At 73.9% G+C, this 14,917-nt stretch carries 13 protein-coding genes; 5 read left to right on the top strand and 8 right to left on the bottom strand.

What is annotated here, in order from left to right:
* Positions 1-9: 9 nt before the first annotated feature.
* Together ACFYWQ_RS32760 and ACFYWQ_RS32765 are read right to left on the bottom strand one after the other, a co-directional pair.
* The gene (locus tag ACFYWQ_RS32760) at positions 10-1,305 is read right to left on the bottom strand and encodes a maleylpyruvate isomerase N-terminal domain-containing protein (RefSeq protein WP_389521489.1); all 1,296 of its coding nucleotides are present in this window, start codon (positions 1,303-1,305) and stop codon (positions 10-12) included.
* Complete coding sequence (locus ACFYWQ_RS32765; RefSeq protein WP_389521491.1) at positions 1,302-1,883, bottom strand: sigma factor; 582 nt, start codon at positions 1,881-1,883, stop codon at positions 1,302-1,304. The genes ACFYWQ_RS32760 and ACFYWQ_RS32765 overlap by 4 nt, the downstream gene beginning before the upstream one ends.
* 338 nt (positions 1,884-2,221) lie before the next feature.
* Between ACFYWQ_RS32765 and ACFYWQ_RS32770 the strand changes: the two genes are divergently transcribed.
* The 3 genes from ACFYWQ_RS32770 to ACFYWQ_RS32780 all read left to right on the top strand — a co-directional run bounded on the left by ACFYWQ_RS32770 (position 2,222) and on the right by ACFYWQ_RS32780 (position 4,520).
* On the top strand, positions 2,222-2,602 hold the full coding sequence (locus tag ACFYWQ_RS32770) for an STAS domain-containing protein (RefSeq protein WP_389521493.1): 381 nt from the start codon (positions 2,222-2,224) through the stop codon (positions 2,600-2,602).
* A gap of 149 nt (positions 2,603-2,751) precedes the next feature.
* Entirely contained in the window at positions 2,752-3,264 is a 513-nt protein-coding gene (locus ACFYWQ_RS32775; protein WP_389521495.1) for an EF-hand domain-containing protein, read from the top strand.
* 734 nt (positions 3,265-3,998) lie between these two features.
* A complete protein-coding gene (locus tag ACFYWQ_RS32780) occupies positions 3,999-4,520 on the top strand; it encodes an ATP-binding protein (RefSeq protein WP_389521621.1) in 522 nt (173 codons plus the stop codon).
* 577 nt (positions 4,521-5,097) lie between these two features.
* On the opposite strand, the gene ACFYWQ_RS32785 is transcribed toward ACFYWQ_RS32780, so the two are convergent.
* Entirely contained in the window at positions 5,098-6,102 is a 1,005-nt protein-coding gene (locus ACFYWQ_RS32785; protein ID WP_389521497.1) for a GlxA family transcriptional regulator, read from the bottom strand.
* Between the two features lie 71 nt (positions 6,103-6,173).
* Here ACFYWQ_RS32785 and ACFYWQ_RS32790 point away from each other — a divergent pair, with 71 nt between their 5' ends.
* Positions 6,174-7,487: an MFS transporter gene (locus ACFYWQ_RS32790; protein WP_389521499.1), complete on the top strand. Its 1,314-nt coding sequence runs from the start codon at positions 6,174-6,176 to the stop codon at positions 7,485-7,487.
* Between the two features lie 76 nt (positions 7,488-7,563).
* Here ACFYWQ_RS32790 and ACFYWQ_RS32795 read toward each other — a convergent pair whose 3' ends face one another.
* The 3 genes from ACFYWQ_RS32795 to ACFYWQ_RS32805 all read right to left on the bottom strand — a co-directional run bounded on the left by ACFYWQ_RS32795 (position 7,564) and on the right by ACFYWQ_RS32805 (position 12,373).
* Positions 7,564-9,066 (bottom strand): flavin monoamine oxidase family protein, encoded by a 1,503-nt coding sequence (locus ACFYWQ_RS32795; protein WP_389521501.1) that lies wholly within the window; start codon positions 9,064-9,066, stop codon positions 7,564-7,566.
* 249 nt (positions 9,067-9,315) lie between these two features.
* Positions 9,316-10,509, bottom strand: coding sequence for a flavin-containing monooxygenase (locus ACFYWQ_RS32800; RefSeq protein WP_389521502.1), 1,194 nt, complete (start codon positions 10,507-10,509; stop codon positions 9,316-9,318).
* 229 nt (positions 10,510-10,738) lie between these two features.
* On the bottom strand, positions 10,739-12,373 hold the full coding sequence (locus ACFYWQ_RS32805) for a subtype B tannase (RefSeq protein ID WP_389521504.1): 1,635 nt from the start codon (positions 12,371-12,373) through the stop codon (positions 10,739-10,741).
* 246 nt (positions 12,374-12,619) lie between these two features.
* Here ACFYWQ_RS32805 and ACFYWQ_RS32810 point away from each other — a divergent pair, with 246 nt between their 5' ends.
* Positions 12,620-13,228 (top strand): GNAT family N-acetyltransferase, encoded by a 609-nt coding sequence (locus ACFYWQ_RS32810; protein WP_389521506.1) that lies wholly within the window; start codon positions 12,620-12,622, stop codon positions 13,226-13,228.
* Positions 13,229-13,457: 229 nt separating this feature from the next.
* On the opposite strand, the gene ACFYWQ_RS32815 is transcribed toward ACFYWQ_RS32810, so the two are convergent.
* The gene (locus ACFYWQ_RS32815; RefSeq protein ID WP_389521508.1) at positions 13,458-14,123 is read right to left on the bottom strand and encodes a pyridoxal 5'-phosphate synthase; all 666 of its coding nucleotides are present in this window, start codon (positions 14,121-14,123) and stop codon (positions 13,458-13,460) included.
* A gap of 129 nt (positions 14,124-14,252) precedes the next feature.
* Entirely contained in the window at positions 14,253-14,876 is a 624-nt protein-coding gene (locus ACFYWQ_RS32820) for a LysE family translocator (RefSeq protein ID WP_389521509.1), read from the bottom strand.
* Positions 14,877-14,917: the final 41 nt, after the last annotated feature.

A 14,917-nucleotide genomic window follows, 5' to 3' on the forward strand; every position in this document is an offset into this window, starting at 1 on the left:
GACGGTGGCCTACATCCGGCTCAGGGACGCCGCCGCGAACAGGACGTCCCTGATCGCCTCCGGGTCCCCGACCTGTCCCGCCGCCGCCTCCTCCGGCGACACATGGCCCGCCGCCAGCCGGCAGAACTCCACGTCGTCCAGGGCGACATGGGCCACCTCGTGGTCGGCGGAGCCCACCGCGGCGGGGGAGTCCAGCGGGATGAGCCACTCGCCGCCGCCCGAGCCCTCGATCTCCAGCCGCAGACTGCGGCCGGGCCGGCCGGCGGTCACCAGGTGCCGGCGGCGTCCCGGCGCGGCGAGGCCCGCCCGCCGCCGTTCGGCGAGGGCGCCCGGCAGCAGGCGGGCGGCCAGGTCGATCATGTCGTGCAGGTGGCGCGGCGCGGGCGGCGCGTAGGGGTAGTCGACGGCCTCCGCGATGTCCTCGGCGTGCACCCAGCACTCGAAGGCCCGGTCGGCGAGCGCGTCCCGCAGCGGCAGTTCGAAGCCGCCGTACGACACCGGCAGGGTGCCGCGGCCGCCGCCGGTGAAGGAGACCGTGCGGACGACGGCGTGGGTCTGCTCCCGCCACGGCGCGCGCACGGTACGCGTCGGCGGGAAGCGCGAGGCCCCCCAGTACGCCTCCGTCCGCTCGGCGGGCGTCTCCGCCGGCTTGTCCCCGGCCAGCGGGTCCTCCAGGCCCAGGGCGACGGCGATCAGTCCGTCCACCGCGAGCAGATGCGCGATGACCCCGGCGACGGTCGTACGGCGGCTCGTCCCGTCCTCGCCCCCGAACCAGCGCAGCCGGACCGGCGCGTGCCACTCCGCGTCCCCGAAGTCCTGGAGCAGGGCGTCCAGGCGGGCGGTCTCGGCGTCGTACGACGTGGCCCACGGGGGCACCGGGACGCGGGGCGGGCGCCGGTCCAGGCAGCCGTCCAGGACGCGGGTGCGCAGGCCGGGGTCCAGGTCGAGGCTCTCGGGCCGCTGGAGCAGGCCGACCGCCTCGCGCAGCCGCCGGGCCTCGTCGGCGCAGGTGCCGCAGCCGCCCAGGTGCTCCTCCACGGCGGCGGTCTCCTCGGCCGAGCAGGCGGCCAGCGCCCACGCGCCCAGCAGCGACTTGAGCACGGGGTGCTCCAGGCGCGGGGGCGTCGGGCCGGCGGGGTCCGTGGCGGACGCCGGCGGCGGACCGCCGCCGTCCGCACCGCGGGAGCCGCCGGAACCAACGGGGCCGTCCGCACCGCCGAAGCCGCCGGCCGGGCCGGGGGCGCTCGGAGCGCCGGGGCCGTGGGCGTCGTCGTCGAACGCCGCGAAGCGTTCCGTGCCGCTCATGCCGCGCCCCCGTATTCGGGCGGTGCGCCCGGGGCGGCGGTGTCGTGGGCCGTGGAGAGCAGTTGCAGGCCGAGACGGAGGCGGCGGCGGGCCTCGTCCTCGGTGATGGCGAGGTCGGCGGCGGTCTGGCGGTAGTCGCGGCGCTGGAAGTAGGCGAGTTCGAGGGCGTCCCGCAACGGGGCCGGCATGGACTGGACGATGTAGTCGGCGCGGGCGGCGACGGAGGCGTGGCGGACCTTGTTCTCCAGTTCCTCGGTGGTGCCGGGGCCGCCGCGGGCGAGCGCCGCGGTCTCGGTGGCGTGCAGCCGCTGCACGGCGAGACGGTGGGTCAGCGCGGCGACGTAGGTGCGCAGCGGGCCCTGCGTGGGGTCGTAGGCGTCGGGGTGCTCCCAGACATGGGCGAAGACCTCGCGGGTGATGCCGTCGGCGGCCCGTTCGTCTCCGAGCACACGATGGGCAAGTCCGTGCACGAGCGAAGCGAAGCGGTCATAGAGCTCACCGAGGGCGGCGGCCTCGCCGCGCGCGAGCCGCTGCTGCATCTTGCGGTCCCAGCGGGGTGGTGCGTCCTTCCGCGCCATGCGACCCCCTCGTCGTCCTCGTGTATGCGTCCAGCGTGGGTCCACCGTCACCTCGAATGTAGTCGGCACGTCCGACGCCGCACGCCCCTTTGATGCAATGTGCGCCCCCTGCCGGGCGGAGGGTGGTATAGGGCGTTGCCTACCCGGCTCGGTACTGATCAGACACGATCGGATCAGTACAAGATTGATCACCGGAGATTGAACAGGACTGAATATGACAGGAATCGGCCTCTTTTCTTCAGTGGCCGTTTTCCGTGCGGCGTTTCGGGGCACGGCCGCTGGGCAGCCGCGCTGCAAGGAAGCGAAGGGACAGCTTCCGTTTACGGCGAGCGAAGGGCGTGGTGGTGGCGTTCAAAGTGACCGGCGGCGAGCGGGGCGGATGGGCCGTGCTCCACGTGTCGGGCGAGCTGGACCTGGTGACGTCGCCGGTGCTGCGTCAGCGGGTCCACGACGTGGTGGCCGAGGGCCGCCACAGCCTCGTCCTGGACCTCTCCGAGGTGCATTTCTGCGACTCCAGCGGCGTCGGCGTCCTGATCGCCGCCCGCCGCCTGATCCGGTCCTGCCGGGGCCGGCTGCGCCTGATCCTCCCGGCGCGCGGCGCCGTCGAGGACTCCCACGTCAACCGGGTGCTCGGCGCGTTGGGCGTCCGCCGGCTCTTCGACGTGTACGGCGATGTCGCGGAGGCCGTCGACGAAGGGACCGAACCCCTGTCGGCGTGACCGGCGCCACCCGCTCGGCCACACTCTTGTCCCGAAATTCCCCCCGTCTTGGCACAACCGTCACTCAGCCGCCGCCGGAGCGTCGCCGGCGTCGTACGCTCCCTGCCGGAAGCACCCGCACGCGACGACGTAAGGCGGCCCGAGAAGACATGGTCAGCAGCGAGTACGAACGCAGGATCGCCGGCCGGTTCGCCACCTTCGACCAGGACGGCAACGGCACCATCGACCGGGAGGACTTCGGCGCCGCGGCCAAGGCCCTGCTCGCCGAGTTCGGCACCCCCGCCCGGTCCGACAAGGGACAGGCCCTGTACGCCGGGGCCGAGGCCTTCTGGCAGGGCATGGCGGGGATCGCCGACCGCGACGGCGACCAGCGCATCAGCCGCGACGAGTTCGTGAACGGCGCGGTCAAGCGGCTGCGCGACAACCCGGACCGGTTCGCCGAGATCGCCCGCCCCTTCCTGCACGCCGCCCTCGCCGTCGCCGACCCCGACGGCGACGGCCGCGCCACCGTCGAGGACACCGCACGCGTCCTCAAGGCCCTCGGTGTCCCCGACGAGACCGCCCGCACGGTGGCGGCGGCACTCGGCACCGGTGCCGACGGCACGGTCGGCGAGGCGGACATCGTGCCGGCGTTCGCCCGCCACTTCACCGTGCCGGAGTAGCCGAGGGCGCGACGCCGTCCGGCTGAACGCCGGTCAGGCCCGCGTCCACACCGATCTGACATCACGTCAGGCATATAACAGGGTTCACCTGGGAGGCGGAGTCCCGGCCCGCACATAGGTGCACTCGATGTGCGTGCAACCACACGGAGGGTGACGAGATGTCCCCTCGCGACCCCTGGGCGCGGATGCGGCGCCACGGCGCCGGCCTGCGGTGATGGACGACTGGCGGCGACAGTGTCACGGATCGTGGCGTGCCGATGTCACGGAGCGTGAATTGCGGTTGTGTCCGAGGCGTGACCCGTCACGGCCCGGAGTCGGGGAGTCGCTCGGGTACCGTCTGTGAAATGCGACTGGTTCCGAGTGCGAGCCGTGCCGGTGGCGCCCCGGGGGCGGTGCCGTACACGAGGGTGCGCACCCCTGCTCGCAGGGCGTATGTGCGCCGGGGCCCCGTCTGTTCGACTCCCCGGGGCGAGCGTCGCACAGTATGCCGCACGGGTACTCCTTCGCGCTGGAATATGCCCGAAGCGCTTGTTGGGGTGACGGTGCGTCAACCAGGCTGTCTCGTAAGGGATTCACGTTCCGTCACGCTGCCTCTGGCCATTGTTCTGGTCATGCAGAAAATGGCTACGATCGTGGCTCTCGTCGTCATGGTGCTCGCGTGGCTTGCGTGGCTCACGTGGCGCGCGGCCATGTGTCCGCCGGTTCGGATGGTGTGAGCGGTGCAGGTGCTTCAAGTGCAACTGGAGATCCGGCCCGACCCCGCTGAGGTGGGGCGGGCCCGGAGGTGGGCCCGTTCGCGCCTGGCCGGGTCCGGGATAAAGGCCGACGAGCCGCTCGCCGAGACGCTGATCCTGCTCGTCTCCGAACTGGTCACCAACGCCGTGGTGCACACGGGCTGTCCGGCCGTGCTGCGCCTCTCCCTGCCGCGCGGCGCCGGAGGGGAGACGGGGGGCTCCACCGTCCGTCTGGAGGTGGCCGACAGCAGCAGCCGGGCGCCCGTGCCCCGGTGTGTGGACGGCGACGCCACGGGCGGCCGCGGTCTGGCCCTCGTCGACTGCCTCGCGGACCGCTGGGGCTGGAGCGTCGAGGGGCCCGGCAAACGCATCTGGTGCGAACTCGACCGCTGTGCGCGGCCCCGCGCGGACGAGGCCGAGTGCGGGGGCGCGGCGGACCGCGGCGGTACGCCGTCCCGTCCCGAACCGGCGGTGGCCTACCGGGGGCCGGCGTACGAGGGGTTCGCCTGCGAGGCCGTGTGACGGCTGGGCGCGTCCGCGGCGCGATCCGGACGACCTGCCCCAGGGGCGCACGGCCGACGGGTGTACGGGTGCGGGCCGTGCGGTCGGCCGGTGTCCGGTGGGTGGCGTGCGCCGGGTGTGCTTCCGTGCGCGCCCATCGCAAAGAGGGCGTAAGTGATGAATCACCGATCCGGTGTTGACGCGGCGTGTCCGTTTGATCACGCTTGTGGTCGGTGATTCGCCGTGAGGGGACGACGAGGGTTCCGGTGACGGGAGTCCTCGCCGAGTGCGGGTCACCGGTTCGGCGTCGGATCCCTCAGGGCCGAGGGGAACCGATGAGGGTCCCCCCGCTCGGGCGAACCGCGAGTGGGGAGGCGTACGCCGAGTCGGACGGTGGCGCGCGCTGCCGTGCCCGGGGCGGGCCGGGGACGTCTCCCGCCCGGGCGCAGTCGGCAGGGGGAGGCGCGCCGCCGTCCGGCGTTCACCCGCTTCTCCACAGGCTGTGGACAACTCTTGGCGACGCCGGGACGCCGAGGACGCCGAGGACGCCGAAGACGCCGCGAACACCGCGAACGCCGGGGGCGCCGCGATCACCGGATCACGTCCGGACGGTGGCCCGGAAGGTGCGGCGGTAGGACGTCGGCGTCACCCCGAGCGCCGCCTGGAGGTGCTGCCGCATCGACTGGGCGGTGCCGAAGCCGGCGTCCTGGGCGACCTGCTCGACGGACAGGTCCGTGGACTCCAGCAGGTGCCGGGCCCGTTCGACGCGCTGCCGGGTGAGCCACTGGCCGGGGCTGACGCCGACCTCCTCCCGGAAGCGCCGGGTGAAGGTCCGTACCGACATGGACTCCTGGGCGGCCATGTCCCGCAGCTGGATCGGTTCGTGGAGGCGGCCGAGGGCCCAGGCGCGCGCGGAGGTCGTGCCGGACAGCTGCGGATCGGGCACCGGCCGCTCGATGTACTGCGCCTGGCCGCCGTCGCGGTGCGGCGGCACGACCGTACGGCGGGCGACGTCGTTGGCGACGGCGGTGCCGTGGTCGCGGCGCACCATGTGCAGGCACAGGTCGATGCCGGCGGCGACGCCCGCCGAGGTCAGCACGTCGCCGTCGTCGATGAACAGCACCTCCGGGTCGACGTCGATCTTCGGGAACAGCCGCTGGAGGCGCTCGGCGTCGGCCCAGTGCGTGGTCGCGGGGCGGCCGTCGAGGAAGCCGGCGGCGGCGAGGACGTAGACGCCGGTGCAGATGGAGGCGAGGCGGGTGCCGGGGCGCAGGTGGGCGAGGGCGGCGGCCAGTTCCTCGGTGAGCACGCCCTGTTCGTGGACCGGGCCCAGTTCGTAGGAGGCGGGGACGATCACGGTGTCGGCGGTGGCGAGGACCTCCGGGCCGTGCTCCACCTGGATCGCGAAGTCGGCGTCCGTCTCGACCGGGCCGGGCGGGCGGACCGAGCAGGTCACGACCTCGTACAGATGCCGCCCCAGGGCGTCGCGGGGGCGGCCGAAGATGCGGTGCGGGATGCCCAGCTCGAAGGGGAGCAGGCCGTCCAGGGCGAGGACGGCGACACGGTGCGGGCGGAACTGCGGTGCGTCCGGCTCACAGGTCATGGCCCGATCCTAGCGAACCCTGTCTTTCGGGCCACTCGTTCGCGCGAGGCGGGTACCGGAAGCTCGATGGCGTGACCCAGACAAGCGAAGCCCCAGTGACCGCCGTCCGTCGGGAGAGGCGGCCGACGCGCGTCCACCGTGCCTGGTTCGTCGCCGCCGTCACCTTCGTGACGATCATCGGCGCGGCCGCCTTCCGCTCCCTGCCCGGATTGCTCATCGACCCCCTGCACCAGGAGTACGGCTGGTCGCGCGGCACGATCGGCGCCGCCGTCTCGGTCAACCTCGCGCTGTACGGGCTCACCGCCCCGTTCGCCGCCGCGCTGATGGACCGCTTCGGCATCCGGCGTGTGGTCGCCGTCGCCCTGACCGTGATCGCGGTCGGCTCGGGCCTGACCGTGTGGATGACGGCGGCCTGGCAACTCCTGCTGTACTGGGGCCTGCTGGTCGGTCTCGGGTCGGGGTCGATGGCGCTGGCGTTCGCCGCGACGGTCACCAACCGCTGGTTCACCGAGCGCCGGGGCCTGGTCAGCGGCATCCTCACCGCGGCCTCCGCCTCCGGCCAGCTGATCTTCCTGCCGCTGCTGTCCTGGATGGTCACGCGCCACGACTGGCGCCCGGCGGCCGTCACGGTCGCCCTCGCCGCCCTCGCCGTCGTCCCGTTCGTATGGCTGCTGCTGCGCGACCACCCGGCGGACGTGGGCCTGAAGCCGTACGGCGCGCGGGAGTTCGTGCCGAAGCCGCCGCCGGTCACGGGCGCCGCGCGCCGCGCGGTCACCGTCCTGTTCTCGGCCGCGCGCACCGGCCCCTTCTGGCTGCTGGCCGGCACCTTCGCGATCTGCGGCGCCTCGACCAACGGCCTCGTCCAGACCCACTTCGTGCCCGCCGCCCACGACCACGGCATGCCCGTCACGGCGGCGGCCTCGCTCCTCGCCGTCATCGGGGTGTTCGACGTGGTCGGCACGGTCGCCTCCGGCTGGTTCACCGACCGCTTCGAGGCACGCCGGCTGCTCGCGGTGTACTACGCGCTCCGGGGTGTCTCGCTGCTGTTCCTCCCGATGCTGCTGGCCCCCACGGTCCACCCCCCGATGATCTTCTTCATCGTCTTCTACGGCCTCGACTGGGTCGCCACCGTCCCGCCCACCCTCGCGCTCTGCCGCGAGCACTACGGCGACGACAGCGCCATCGTCTTCGGCTGGGTCCTCGCCTCCCACCAGGTCGGCGCCGCCCTGGTCGCCTTCCTCGGCGGTGTCGCCCGCGACGTCTTCGGCTCCTACGACGTCGTCTGGTACGCGTCGGGGGCGCTGTGCGCGGCGGCGGCGCTGATGGCCCTGGTGATCCGGCGGCGCCCGGACACCGGGACGGTCCGGATCGCGGTGACGGGCTGACCGCCGGACCGGGCCGACCGCCGGGCCGCCGGACCGTGCCGACGTACCGCTGTGGGGCCGGTCCACGGGGCCGGTCCTACAGCGCCGCCAGGACCTCCTTCGCCACCCGCTCGCCCGACCGCACGGCCCCGTCCATGAAGCCCATCCAGTAGGTGGACGTCTCCGTCCCGGCCCAGTGGATGCCGTCGACGGGCTCCCGCAGGGCCGGGCCGTAGCGGGTCAGCACACCGGGCGGGGCGATCGCCACCGGGCCGCCGCGGGTGTGGGCCTCGTTGTTCCAGCGCTGGAGCACGAAGGCCATGGGGGACTGGGCCCGGTCGCCGAAGTACGTGGCGAAGTCCGCGAGGACGGCGGCCCGCACGGTGTCCGCCGGGGCCGCGTCCAGCTCCCGCATCCGGTCGGCCTCGATGAAGCCCATCAGCGCGCCGTAGGAGGCGTCGGGCGGGGAGTTGTCGAAGGTGGAGCTGACCACGCCGGTGTCGCTGACGACCTGGCCGTTGAGGCCGTCGGCACGCCAGAAGGGGGTGTCGTAGACGGCGATCGCCTTGCCGACCGAGGCCATCGGCATGCGCTGGGTGAGCTGGTCGCGGCCGGCGGGCAGGAGCGGGTCGTAGGAGATCCGGGCGGCGAGCGGCGGGGGTACGGCGACGACGACGCGGTCGGCGGTGACCGTCGTGCCGTCCGCCGCCACCACGTACCGGCCGCCGGAGCGGGTCACCGAGCGGACCGGGGCGTTCAGCACCACCCGGTCGCCGAGCGTCGCGGCGAGCCGGAGCGGCACCAGCTGGGAGCCGCCGTGGAAGCGCAGTTGCTGCGCGCCGTCCGCGGTCTCGGTGAGGCGTTCCAGGGTGCCCGGGTGCGACGCGTCGCCGGCGGCGGCGATGTAGAAGAGGACGAACAGGAGGGAGAGCTCCCGGGGTTCGGCCGAGAAGACGGAGGTGCAGGCCACGTCGAGGAGGAACTTGGCGGACGGGACGACGGCGTTGGCGCGCAGCCAGGTCTCGAAGGTCTGCCGGTCCCACTCCTCGGCCCGGGCGGCGGTCCAGGGCGCGTCGACCGGGACGAGCTTCGCCATGTCGTCGAGCTCGGCCTGCACGATCGCCGCGTTGGCGAGCCCGGCCGCGTCGACCGGCGGGACCGCGCCGAGCAGGCCGTCCGTGGCGTACGGGGTCCTGGTGCCGTCCTTGTGGAGGAGGTTGCTGCCGGTGTTGTAGGTGGGGAAGGTCGCCACGCCGAGGGAGTCGGCGAGCGCCCGGATGCGGTCCTGGGTCGGGCCGATGAACTCGCCGCCGCCCTCGGTGACCTGGCCGCCCGGCAGGGCCAGGTTCACCACCCGGCCGCCGACCCGGTCCTGGGCCTCCAGGACGGCGACCGTCCTCCCGGCCGCGACCAGGTCCCGGGCCGCGGTGAGTCCGGCGAGACCGGCGCCGACGATCGCGACGTCCACGTCCCGGGCGGCCGCCGCGGCCGCCGGGCCGGCGGCGGACGCGGTGAGCGCGGTGAGCGCGGTGGCACCGGCGGCCACCGCGGCGGAGCCGCCGAGCAGGGAGCGGCGGGAGAGCTTTCTTCCACGGGCCACGTGCGTCCTCCGTCGTGCGTCGAGTGCGTCGAGTGCGTCGAGTGCGTCGAGTGCGTCGAGTGCGGCGGGAGCTTCGAGACCTTCGAGAGTTTCGAGAGCTTCGGGAGCGAGAGGGGTGGAACCAGAAGAAGATGAGCAGGGCTCACATTCTGGGGGCACGGGCAGGCGGGCGACAACGCCCCGGTCGCATCCGGCGCACGGGGCGGGGCCGGGCGTCGGGGCGGGGCCGGGCGTCGGGGCGTGCCGTCGTCAGGGGCGGCGCAGGTGGGCGCGTACGGCCTTGGCGATCCGTTCCGCGTCGAGCGCGACCTCGCGCAGGGTGCCGCTGAGCGGTGTGGTGAAGCCGGTGAAGTACAGGCCGGGCGCGTTCTTCGGGGTGCGGGGGCCGTGCGCGACGGGGAGGCCGCGGCCGTCGAGGACGCCGAGGTGGCCGACCAGGCCGTCGAGGGCGCGTACGTAGCCGGTGGCGGCGACGACGGCGTCCGGGGAGATCCGGGTGCCGTCGGCGAGGACCACCTTGCCGTCCTCGAAGCCCTCCACGGCGGCCACCACCTCGACCCTGCCCCGGCGCACGGCGTCGAGCAGACCGACGTCCTGCACGGGTACGGCCCCCTGTCTCGCCCGGGTGTACAGCCCGGTGTCGGGGCGCGGCAGCCCCCGCGCCGACAGGTCGGGCACGCTCGCCCGCGCCAGCACCCGGGAGAGCCGGTCGACGAGGGCGACCGGGAGCCGGCGGACGAGGATGCCGCTGTACTGGGCGGCCCAGCCGGCGGTCGAGCGGCGCACGATGTGCGGCACGGTCCGCACGGCCAGCCGCACCCGTCCGGCGCCGCTCTCCACCAGGTCGACGGCGATCTCGGCGCCGGTGTTGCCGACGCCCACGACCAGGACGTCCCGGCCGGCGTACGGGGTGCCGTCGCGGTAGGCGGAGGCGTGCGCGAGGTCGCCGGCGTACGTCTCGCGGCCCGGCCAGTCCGGCAGGTGCGGGGTGTGGTTGTAGCCGGTGGCGACGACGACCGCCGCGCCCGTCAGCTCCCGGCCGCCGGAGGCGCGCAGCAGCCAGCCGGTGCCGTCGGCGGTGCGCTCGACGCGGGACACCTCGACGCCGGTGACCAGCTCCAGTTCGTGGTGCTCGGCGTACTTCTCCAGGTAGCGGACCACGTCGTCGCGGGCCGGCCACCGTCCGAACCGGCGCGGCATCGCGAGCCCGGGCAGGGCCGACAGACGCCGGGTGGTGTGCAGGCGCAGCCGGTCGTAGTGGCGCCGCCAGGACGCCCCGACCCGGTCGGACCTCTCCACCACCACGGCCCGTATCCCCCGGGTGCGCAGCGCGTAGGCGGCGGCGAGTCCGGCCGGGCCGCCGCCGATGACGTAGACCGGGCGGCCGGCGGGGTTCGGGGCGGTGGGCGCGGAGGGGCTCGGGGACGGTGTGGAGTCGGCCATGAGCGGGAGCGTAATCAAGCACAGGATTGATGGGTCTCGGTCAAGACCGGAATCGGTTGCGGATTGATCACGCTTGCGGAGGCGGGTCTGCGGCCGGTGGCGTACGCCGTTCCGCCCGCGCCCTCCACAGAAGAAGCCGCGCCGCCGGGCCCAGGTGCGCTGGGGTCCGGCGGCGCGGCGGACGGCGTCGGTTCTTATGACGGGAAACGGACGCCGTGTCCAGGGGCCGCTACTTCTTCCTGGCCTTGTAGCCCGCGACCTTCGCGATCCAGGCGATGAAGTCGCCCGGGTCGGTGTTGGAGCCGTGGCCCTCGTCCCAGTAGTAGAGGTGGCTGACGTCGTCGCCGAGGGTGTGCGCGGCGGCGGCGATGTTGGCGGAGACCGTCAGCGAGGTGTCGGAGTCCTTGGTGCCGAGACGGATCCACCAGTGCTTGGTGCGGTTCTCGTTGGGCTCGTCGACCAGGTGGTACATCGGGTTCATCAGGCGCAGCAGCTCGGGGATGTCGCTGTCGAGGCGCTTGGCGGTGAGCCCGGTGGTGTCGTTCTTCAGGCCGTACGCCGTGAAGTGGCGGGCGATGGTCGTGCCCTTGCCGAACTCGTTGTTCTCGCCCGTCGACAGGTCGAAGCCGTCGAAGGCCGGGATGGTCTTCTTGCGGGCGCCGACGTGGGTGAGGAAGTCCGCCCAGGTGAAGGACGCCTTGCCGTTCTTCCAGGTGATGAAGGTGTTGGCGGCCAGGTAGGTCTCGCGCGCGGAGTCCGACAGGGCGGCGAGGTAGGTGGTGGCCGACGGCTGGAGGTACTGCTCGACCAGGTACTCGTCGTAGTTGCGGGCGGTCAGCGTGCCGAAGCCGTCGAGGCCCTTGAGCTTCAGGCCGGCCTGGTACTCGGCGAACTGCGCCTGGAGCTCCTTCGACACCGTCTGGTCGGCGACCTCGCCGGTGGACAGGACGTTGGTGCCCCAGTTCCACTCGTAGGCGCCGTCGGCGTGCTCCAGGTCGGTGATCGGGCACCAGGCGCCGGTCGCGAAGATCGCGTCGGAGGCGTCGGCCGCGCCGAGCTCCTTCAGGTACTTGGCGTAGATCGGGCTGTCGCCGGAGGCGCCGAGCAGGGAGGACAGGGCGCCGCCCGCGCTGGTGCCGGAGGAGACGATCCGGTCGGTGTTGCCGGGGATGCGGCCCTTGTTGGCGCGCACGTACCGCACGGCGGCCTTGAGGTCGACGATCGCGGCCGGGGCGACGCCGTAGTACTCGCCCGCGGAGTTCTTGAGGGTGCGGCCGCGGGCGCCGGGCTCGACGACGACGTAGCCGGCCGCCAGCGCCAACTGGGGGAGGCTGACCATCTTGCCGGCGTTCAGCATGGCGTTGCCGCCGGAGGCGACCTCGCCGGTGCCGGTCGACGCGGAGGCGCTGGGGGCCGCGCTCGCGGAGGCGCCGCCGGTGCCGCCGGTGGGCGCGCCGGTCATCCCGCCGCCGCCCACGCCCGTCGCCTCCGCGACCGAGGACGGCATGTAGCCGCCCACCGAGTTCGCGAAGAGGATCGGCGCGTTGCTCGCGTCCACGGCCGTGCCGTCGATCTCGACGGGCACGCTGACGTTCAGGCTCTGGTAGGCCTCGTCGACCGGCTTGGCGACGTAGGTGATCGCCTTCCAGAAGTGGTACGTCACCTCGTGGTCGGTGCCGTCCGCGTCGGTGATCGTCGTCGTCAGCTTCGTGTAGGCCTCGGGGTCGAAGACCAGGGAGTCCGAGGAGGACGAGGAGTCGCCGGACGCCTGCGCGGTCAGGGCGATGCCGCCCACTGCCGCGACGCCGGCGGTGGCCCCGATGCCGATGACGACGGACCTGCGCTTGACTGCCCTGTGCTTCACGATTCGACTCCTCGCTGCATATGGCTTGCGGGTGTGAACGTAGTAGCAGTGCCGACAAAATTGCCAACAATCTTCGAACTTCATGGCCGATGCACAGCTTCATGGGCACCCCACAGGCTGGCCGGGCGTGCGCGCGGGCTTCGCGGAACGGGAGGTGACGGGCGGTCGGGCGGGTGGTTCGGGCGGGCTCGCCTTCGGGGGGAGGCGGGGCGCGCCCACCTGGTCGGACGGGTGTTCAATGACCGGATGACCGACATCCGCGAGCCGCTCGTTCTTCCCGCCACCCCGGTCCTCCAAGGTCATGGCCTGCGCCTGCGCGCGTGGGACCCCGCGTCCGGCACCGATGTGAGCGCCTGGCTGCGAGGCGTGGCCGACCCCGACTTCCTGCGCTGGAACACACCGCTGCGGACGGTCACCGACGCCGACGGCGCGCGGGAGTCGCTGTGGGCGAGGGCCGCCGACGCGGAGGCCGGTACGGGCATCTCCCTCTGCGTCACGGACGCCGGCGACGGAACGGTCCTCGGCCAGATCGGGCTCGCCGCCGTCGACCCCGTCCAGAGCGTCGCCACCGTCGGCTACTGGGTCCTGCCCGAGGCCCGCGGCCGCCAGGTCGCCACCCGCTCGCTGCTGCTGGTGGCACGCTGGGCGTTCACCGGACTCGGCCTGCACCGCCTGGAACTGGGCCACGCCCTCGGCCACGAGGCGTCCTGCCGGATCGCCGAGCGGTGCGGCTTCCCGTACGAGGGGACCCTGCGCGGGGCGATGTGGGAGGCGGGCCGCAGGGACGCCTGGCGGGACGTCCACCGCCACGGCCGCCTCGCGACGGACCCGGAGCCGGACCTCGGGGGGCTGTGAGCGGCCGGTCCGCCGGTCCGCGGGCGGGTGGCGTCGGTACCGGGCGATCGGTGCCGGGCGATCGGTGCCGGGCGATCGGTACCGGGCGATCACCTGGGGAGGCCGCCGTCGCGAGAGGGCCGCGTCGTCGCGACGGGCGGTCCGTCGTCCTGAGGGGCGGTCCGTCGTCCTGAGGTGAGGGGCGGGTGATCCGTTCGTCCGTCCCCGTCTTCGCGGTGGCGCGGGCGCCCTACGGCCAGAGCAGCTCCGCGACCCAGTCCCCGGCGTCCCGCCGGTACCTCAGCCGTACGTGCCGTCGCCTCTCGTCGCCCTGGAAGAACTCCACCGTCTCCGGACGCAGCCGGTACAGCGTCCAGGTCGGGGACGGGGTCGCCGGGTCCCGCCGGGCCCGTTCCCAGGCCGCCTCCGAGGCCCTCGCCAGCTCCTCCACCGAGCCCAGGACCTCGCTCTGCCGCCCGGTCAGCGCGGCGGCCAGCGCCCCCGTCGACCGCATCCGCAGGTCGGCCCGCGCCGCCTCCGCCGGGGCGACGCCGACCGGTCCGCGGACGCGGACCTGGCGGCCCAGCGTGGGCCAGTAGAAGGTGAGGGCGGCGTAGGGGCGGGCGGCGAGCTGGCGGCCCTTGTCGCTGGTCGCGTGGGTCGCGAAGGACCAGCCGTGCGCGTCGGCGCCGTGCAGCATCACGATCCGGGCGTCCGGCAGGCCGTCCTCTCCGGCGGTCGCGAGGGTCATCGTGTGCGGCTCGCGTTCGCCGGCCGCGGCGGCCTCGGCCAGCCACCGGGCGAACAGCGGCAGCGGCTCGGCGGGGGCCGCCGCCGGGTCGAACGCCCGCAGCTCGGTCACCTCCGGGTCCCACACCCGCAGCGACCTCAGCAGTTCGTGAAGATCCGTTCCCATGGCCCGAGTATCGCCCCGGGGCGGTCGCGGGGTGCCGGGGCGGTCGAGGGTGCCAGGACGGTCGCGGGGTGCCGGGGCCGTCGCGGGGCGCCGGGGCGTTCGCGGGGTGCCGGGGCGGTCATGGGCGGCTCACCCCCCGAGGGCCAGCCGTTGCACCAGCAGGAACGCCCCGATCCCCAGCATCGCCGCACCCGACGTCCGGGTGACCGCGCGGGCCGCGGACGGGCGGGTGCCGAGCAGGGAGCGGGCCATGACGCCCACCGTCAGGTAGACGGCGGCGCAGCACGCCATGTGGAGCAGGCCCAGGGCGGCGGTCTGCGCGGGGACCGGCAGGCGGGCGTCGTGGGTGACGAGGAACTGGGGGAGGACCGAGAGGTAGAGCAGCAGCCCCTTGGGGTTCAGGCCGCTGATCGCCGCCCCGCGCAGGAAGACCCGCCGTCGGCTCTCCTCGACCGCCTCCCCCGCCTCCGGCACCCCCGGCCGGCGCAGCACTCCCCACCCCAGCCACACCAGGTACGCCGCGCCCGCCACCGTCAGCGCGGTGAGCAGCGCGGGCGAGCCGGCGACCAGGACCGCCAGGCCGGCCGCCGCCAGTGCCGTGTGCAGGGCGTAGCCGCTCACCAGGCCGCTCACCGCGGCGCCCACCGAGCGGCCGCGCAGTCCGGCGGAGATCGCGTACGCCCAGTCGGCGCCCGGCACGCACACCAGCAGCAGGTCCACGGCGAGGAAGGAGATCAGTGGTGCGGAGTCCATGAGGGGAAGGTTAGTTACGCTTTGGCCAAAGATGTTCCCGA

This window comes from Streptomyces sp. NPDC003247, assembly GCF_042888135.1.
In the GTDB taxonomy this organism is placed as follows: Bacteria; Actinomycetota; Actinomycetes; order Streptomycetales; family Streptomycetaceae; genus Streptomyces.

What these genes read in the sequence shown, in the direction of transcription:
- ACFYWQ_RS32760 (WP_389521489.1), bottom strand. Translation starts at nt 1,305, where the DNA reads ATGAGCGGCACGGAACGCTTCGCGGCGTTCGACGACGACGCCCACGGC.
- ACFYWQ_RS32765 (WP_389521491.1), bottom strand. Translation starts at nt 1,883, where the DNA reads ATGGCGCGGAAGGACGCACCACCCCGCTGGGACCGCAAGATGCAGCAG.
- ACFYWQ_RS32775 (WP_389521495.1), top strand. Translation starts at nt 2,752, where the DNA reads ATGGTCAGCAGCGAGTACGAACGCAGGATCGCCGGCCGGTTCGCCACC.
- ACFYWQ_RS32785 (WP_389521497.1), bottom strand. Translation starts at nt 6,102, where the DNA reads ATGACCTGTGAGCCGGACGCACCGCAGTTCCGCCCGCACCGTGTCGCC.
- ACFYWQ_RS32800 (WP_389521502.1), bottom strand. Translation starts at nt 10,509, where the DNA reads ATGGCCGACTCCACACCGTCCCCGAGCCCCTCCGCGCCCACCGCCCCG.
- ACFYWQ_RS32810 (WP_389521506.1), top strand. Translation starts at nt 12,620, where the DNA reads ATGACCGACATCCGCGAGCCGCTCGTTCTTCCCGCCACCCCGGTCCTC.
- ACFYWQ_RS32815 (WP_389521508.1), bottom strand. Translation starts at nt 14,123, where the DNA reads ATGGGAACGGATCTTCACGAACTGCTGAGGTCGCTGCGGGTGTGGGAC.
- ACFYWQ_RS32820 (WP_389521509.1), bottom strand. Translation starts at nt 14,876, where the DNA reads ATGGACTCCGCACCACTGATCTCCTTCCTCGCCGTGGACCTGCTGCTG.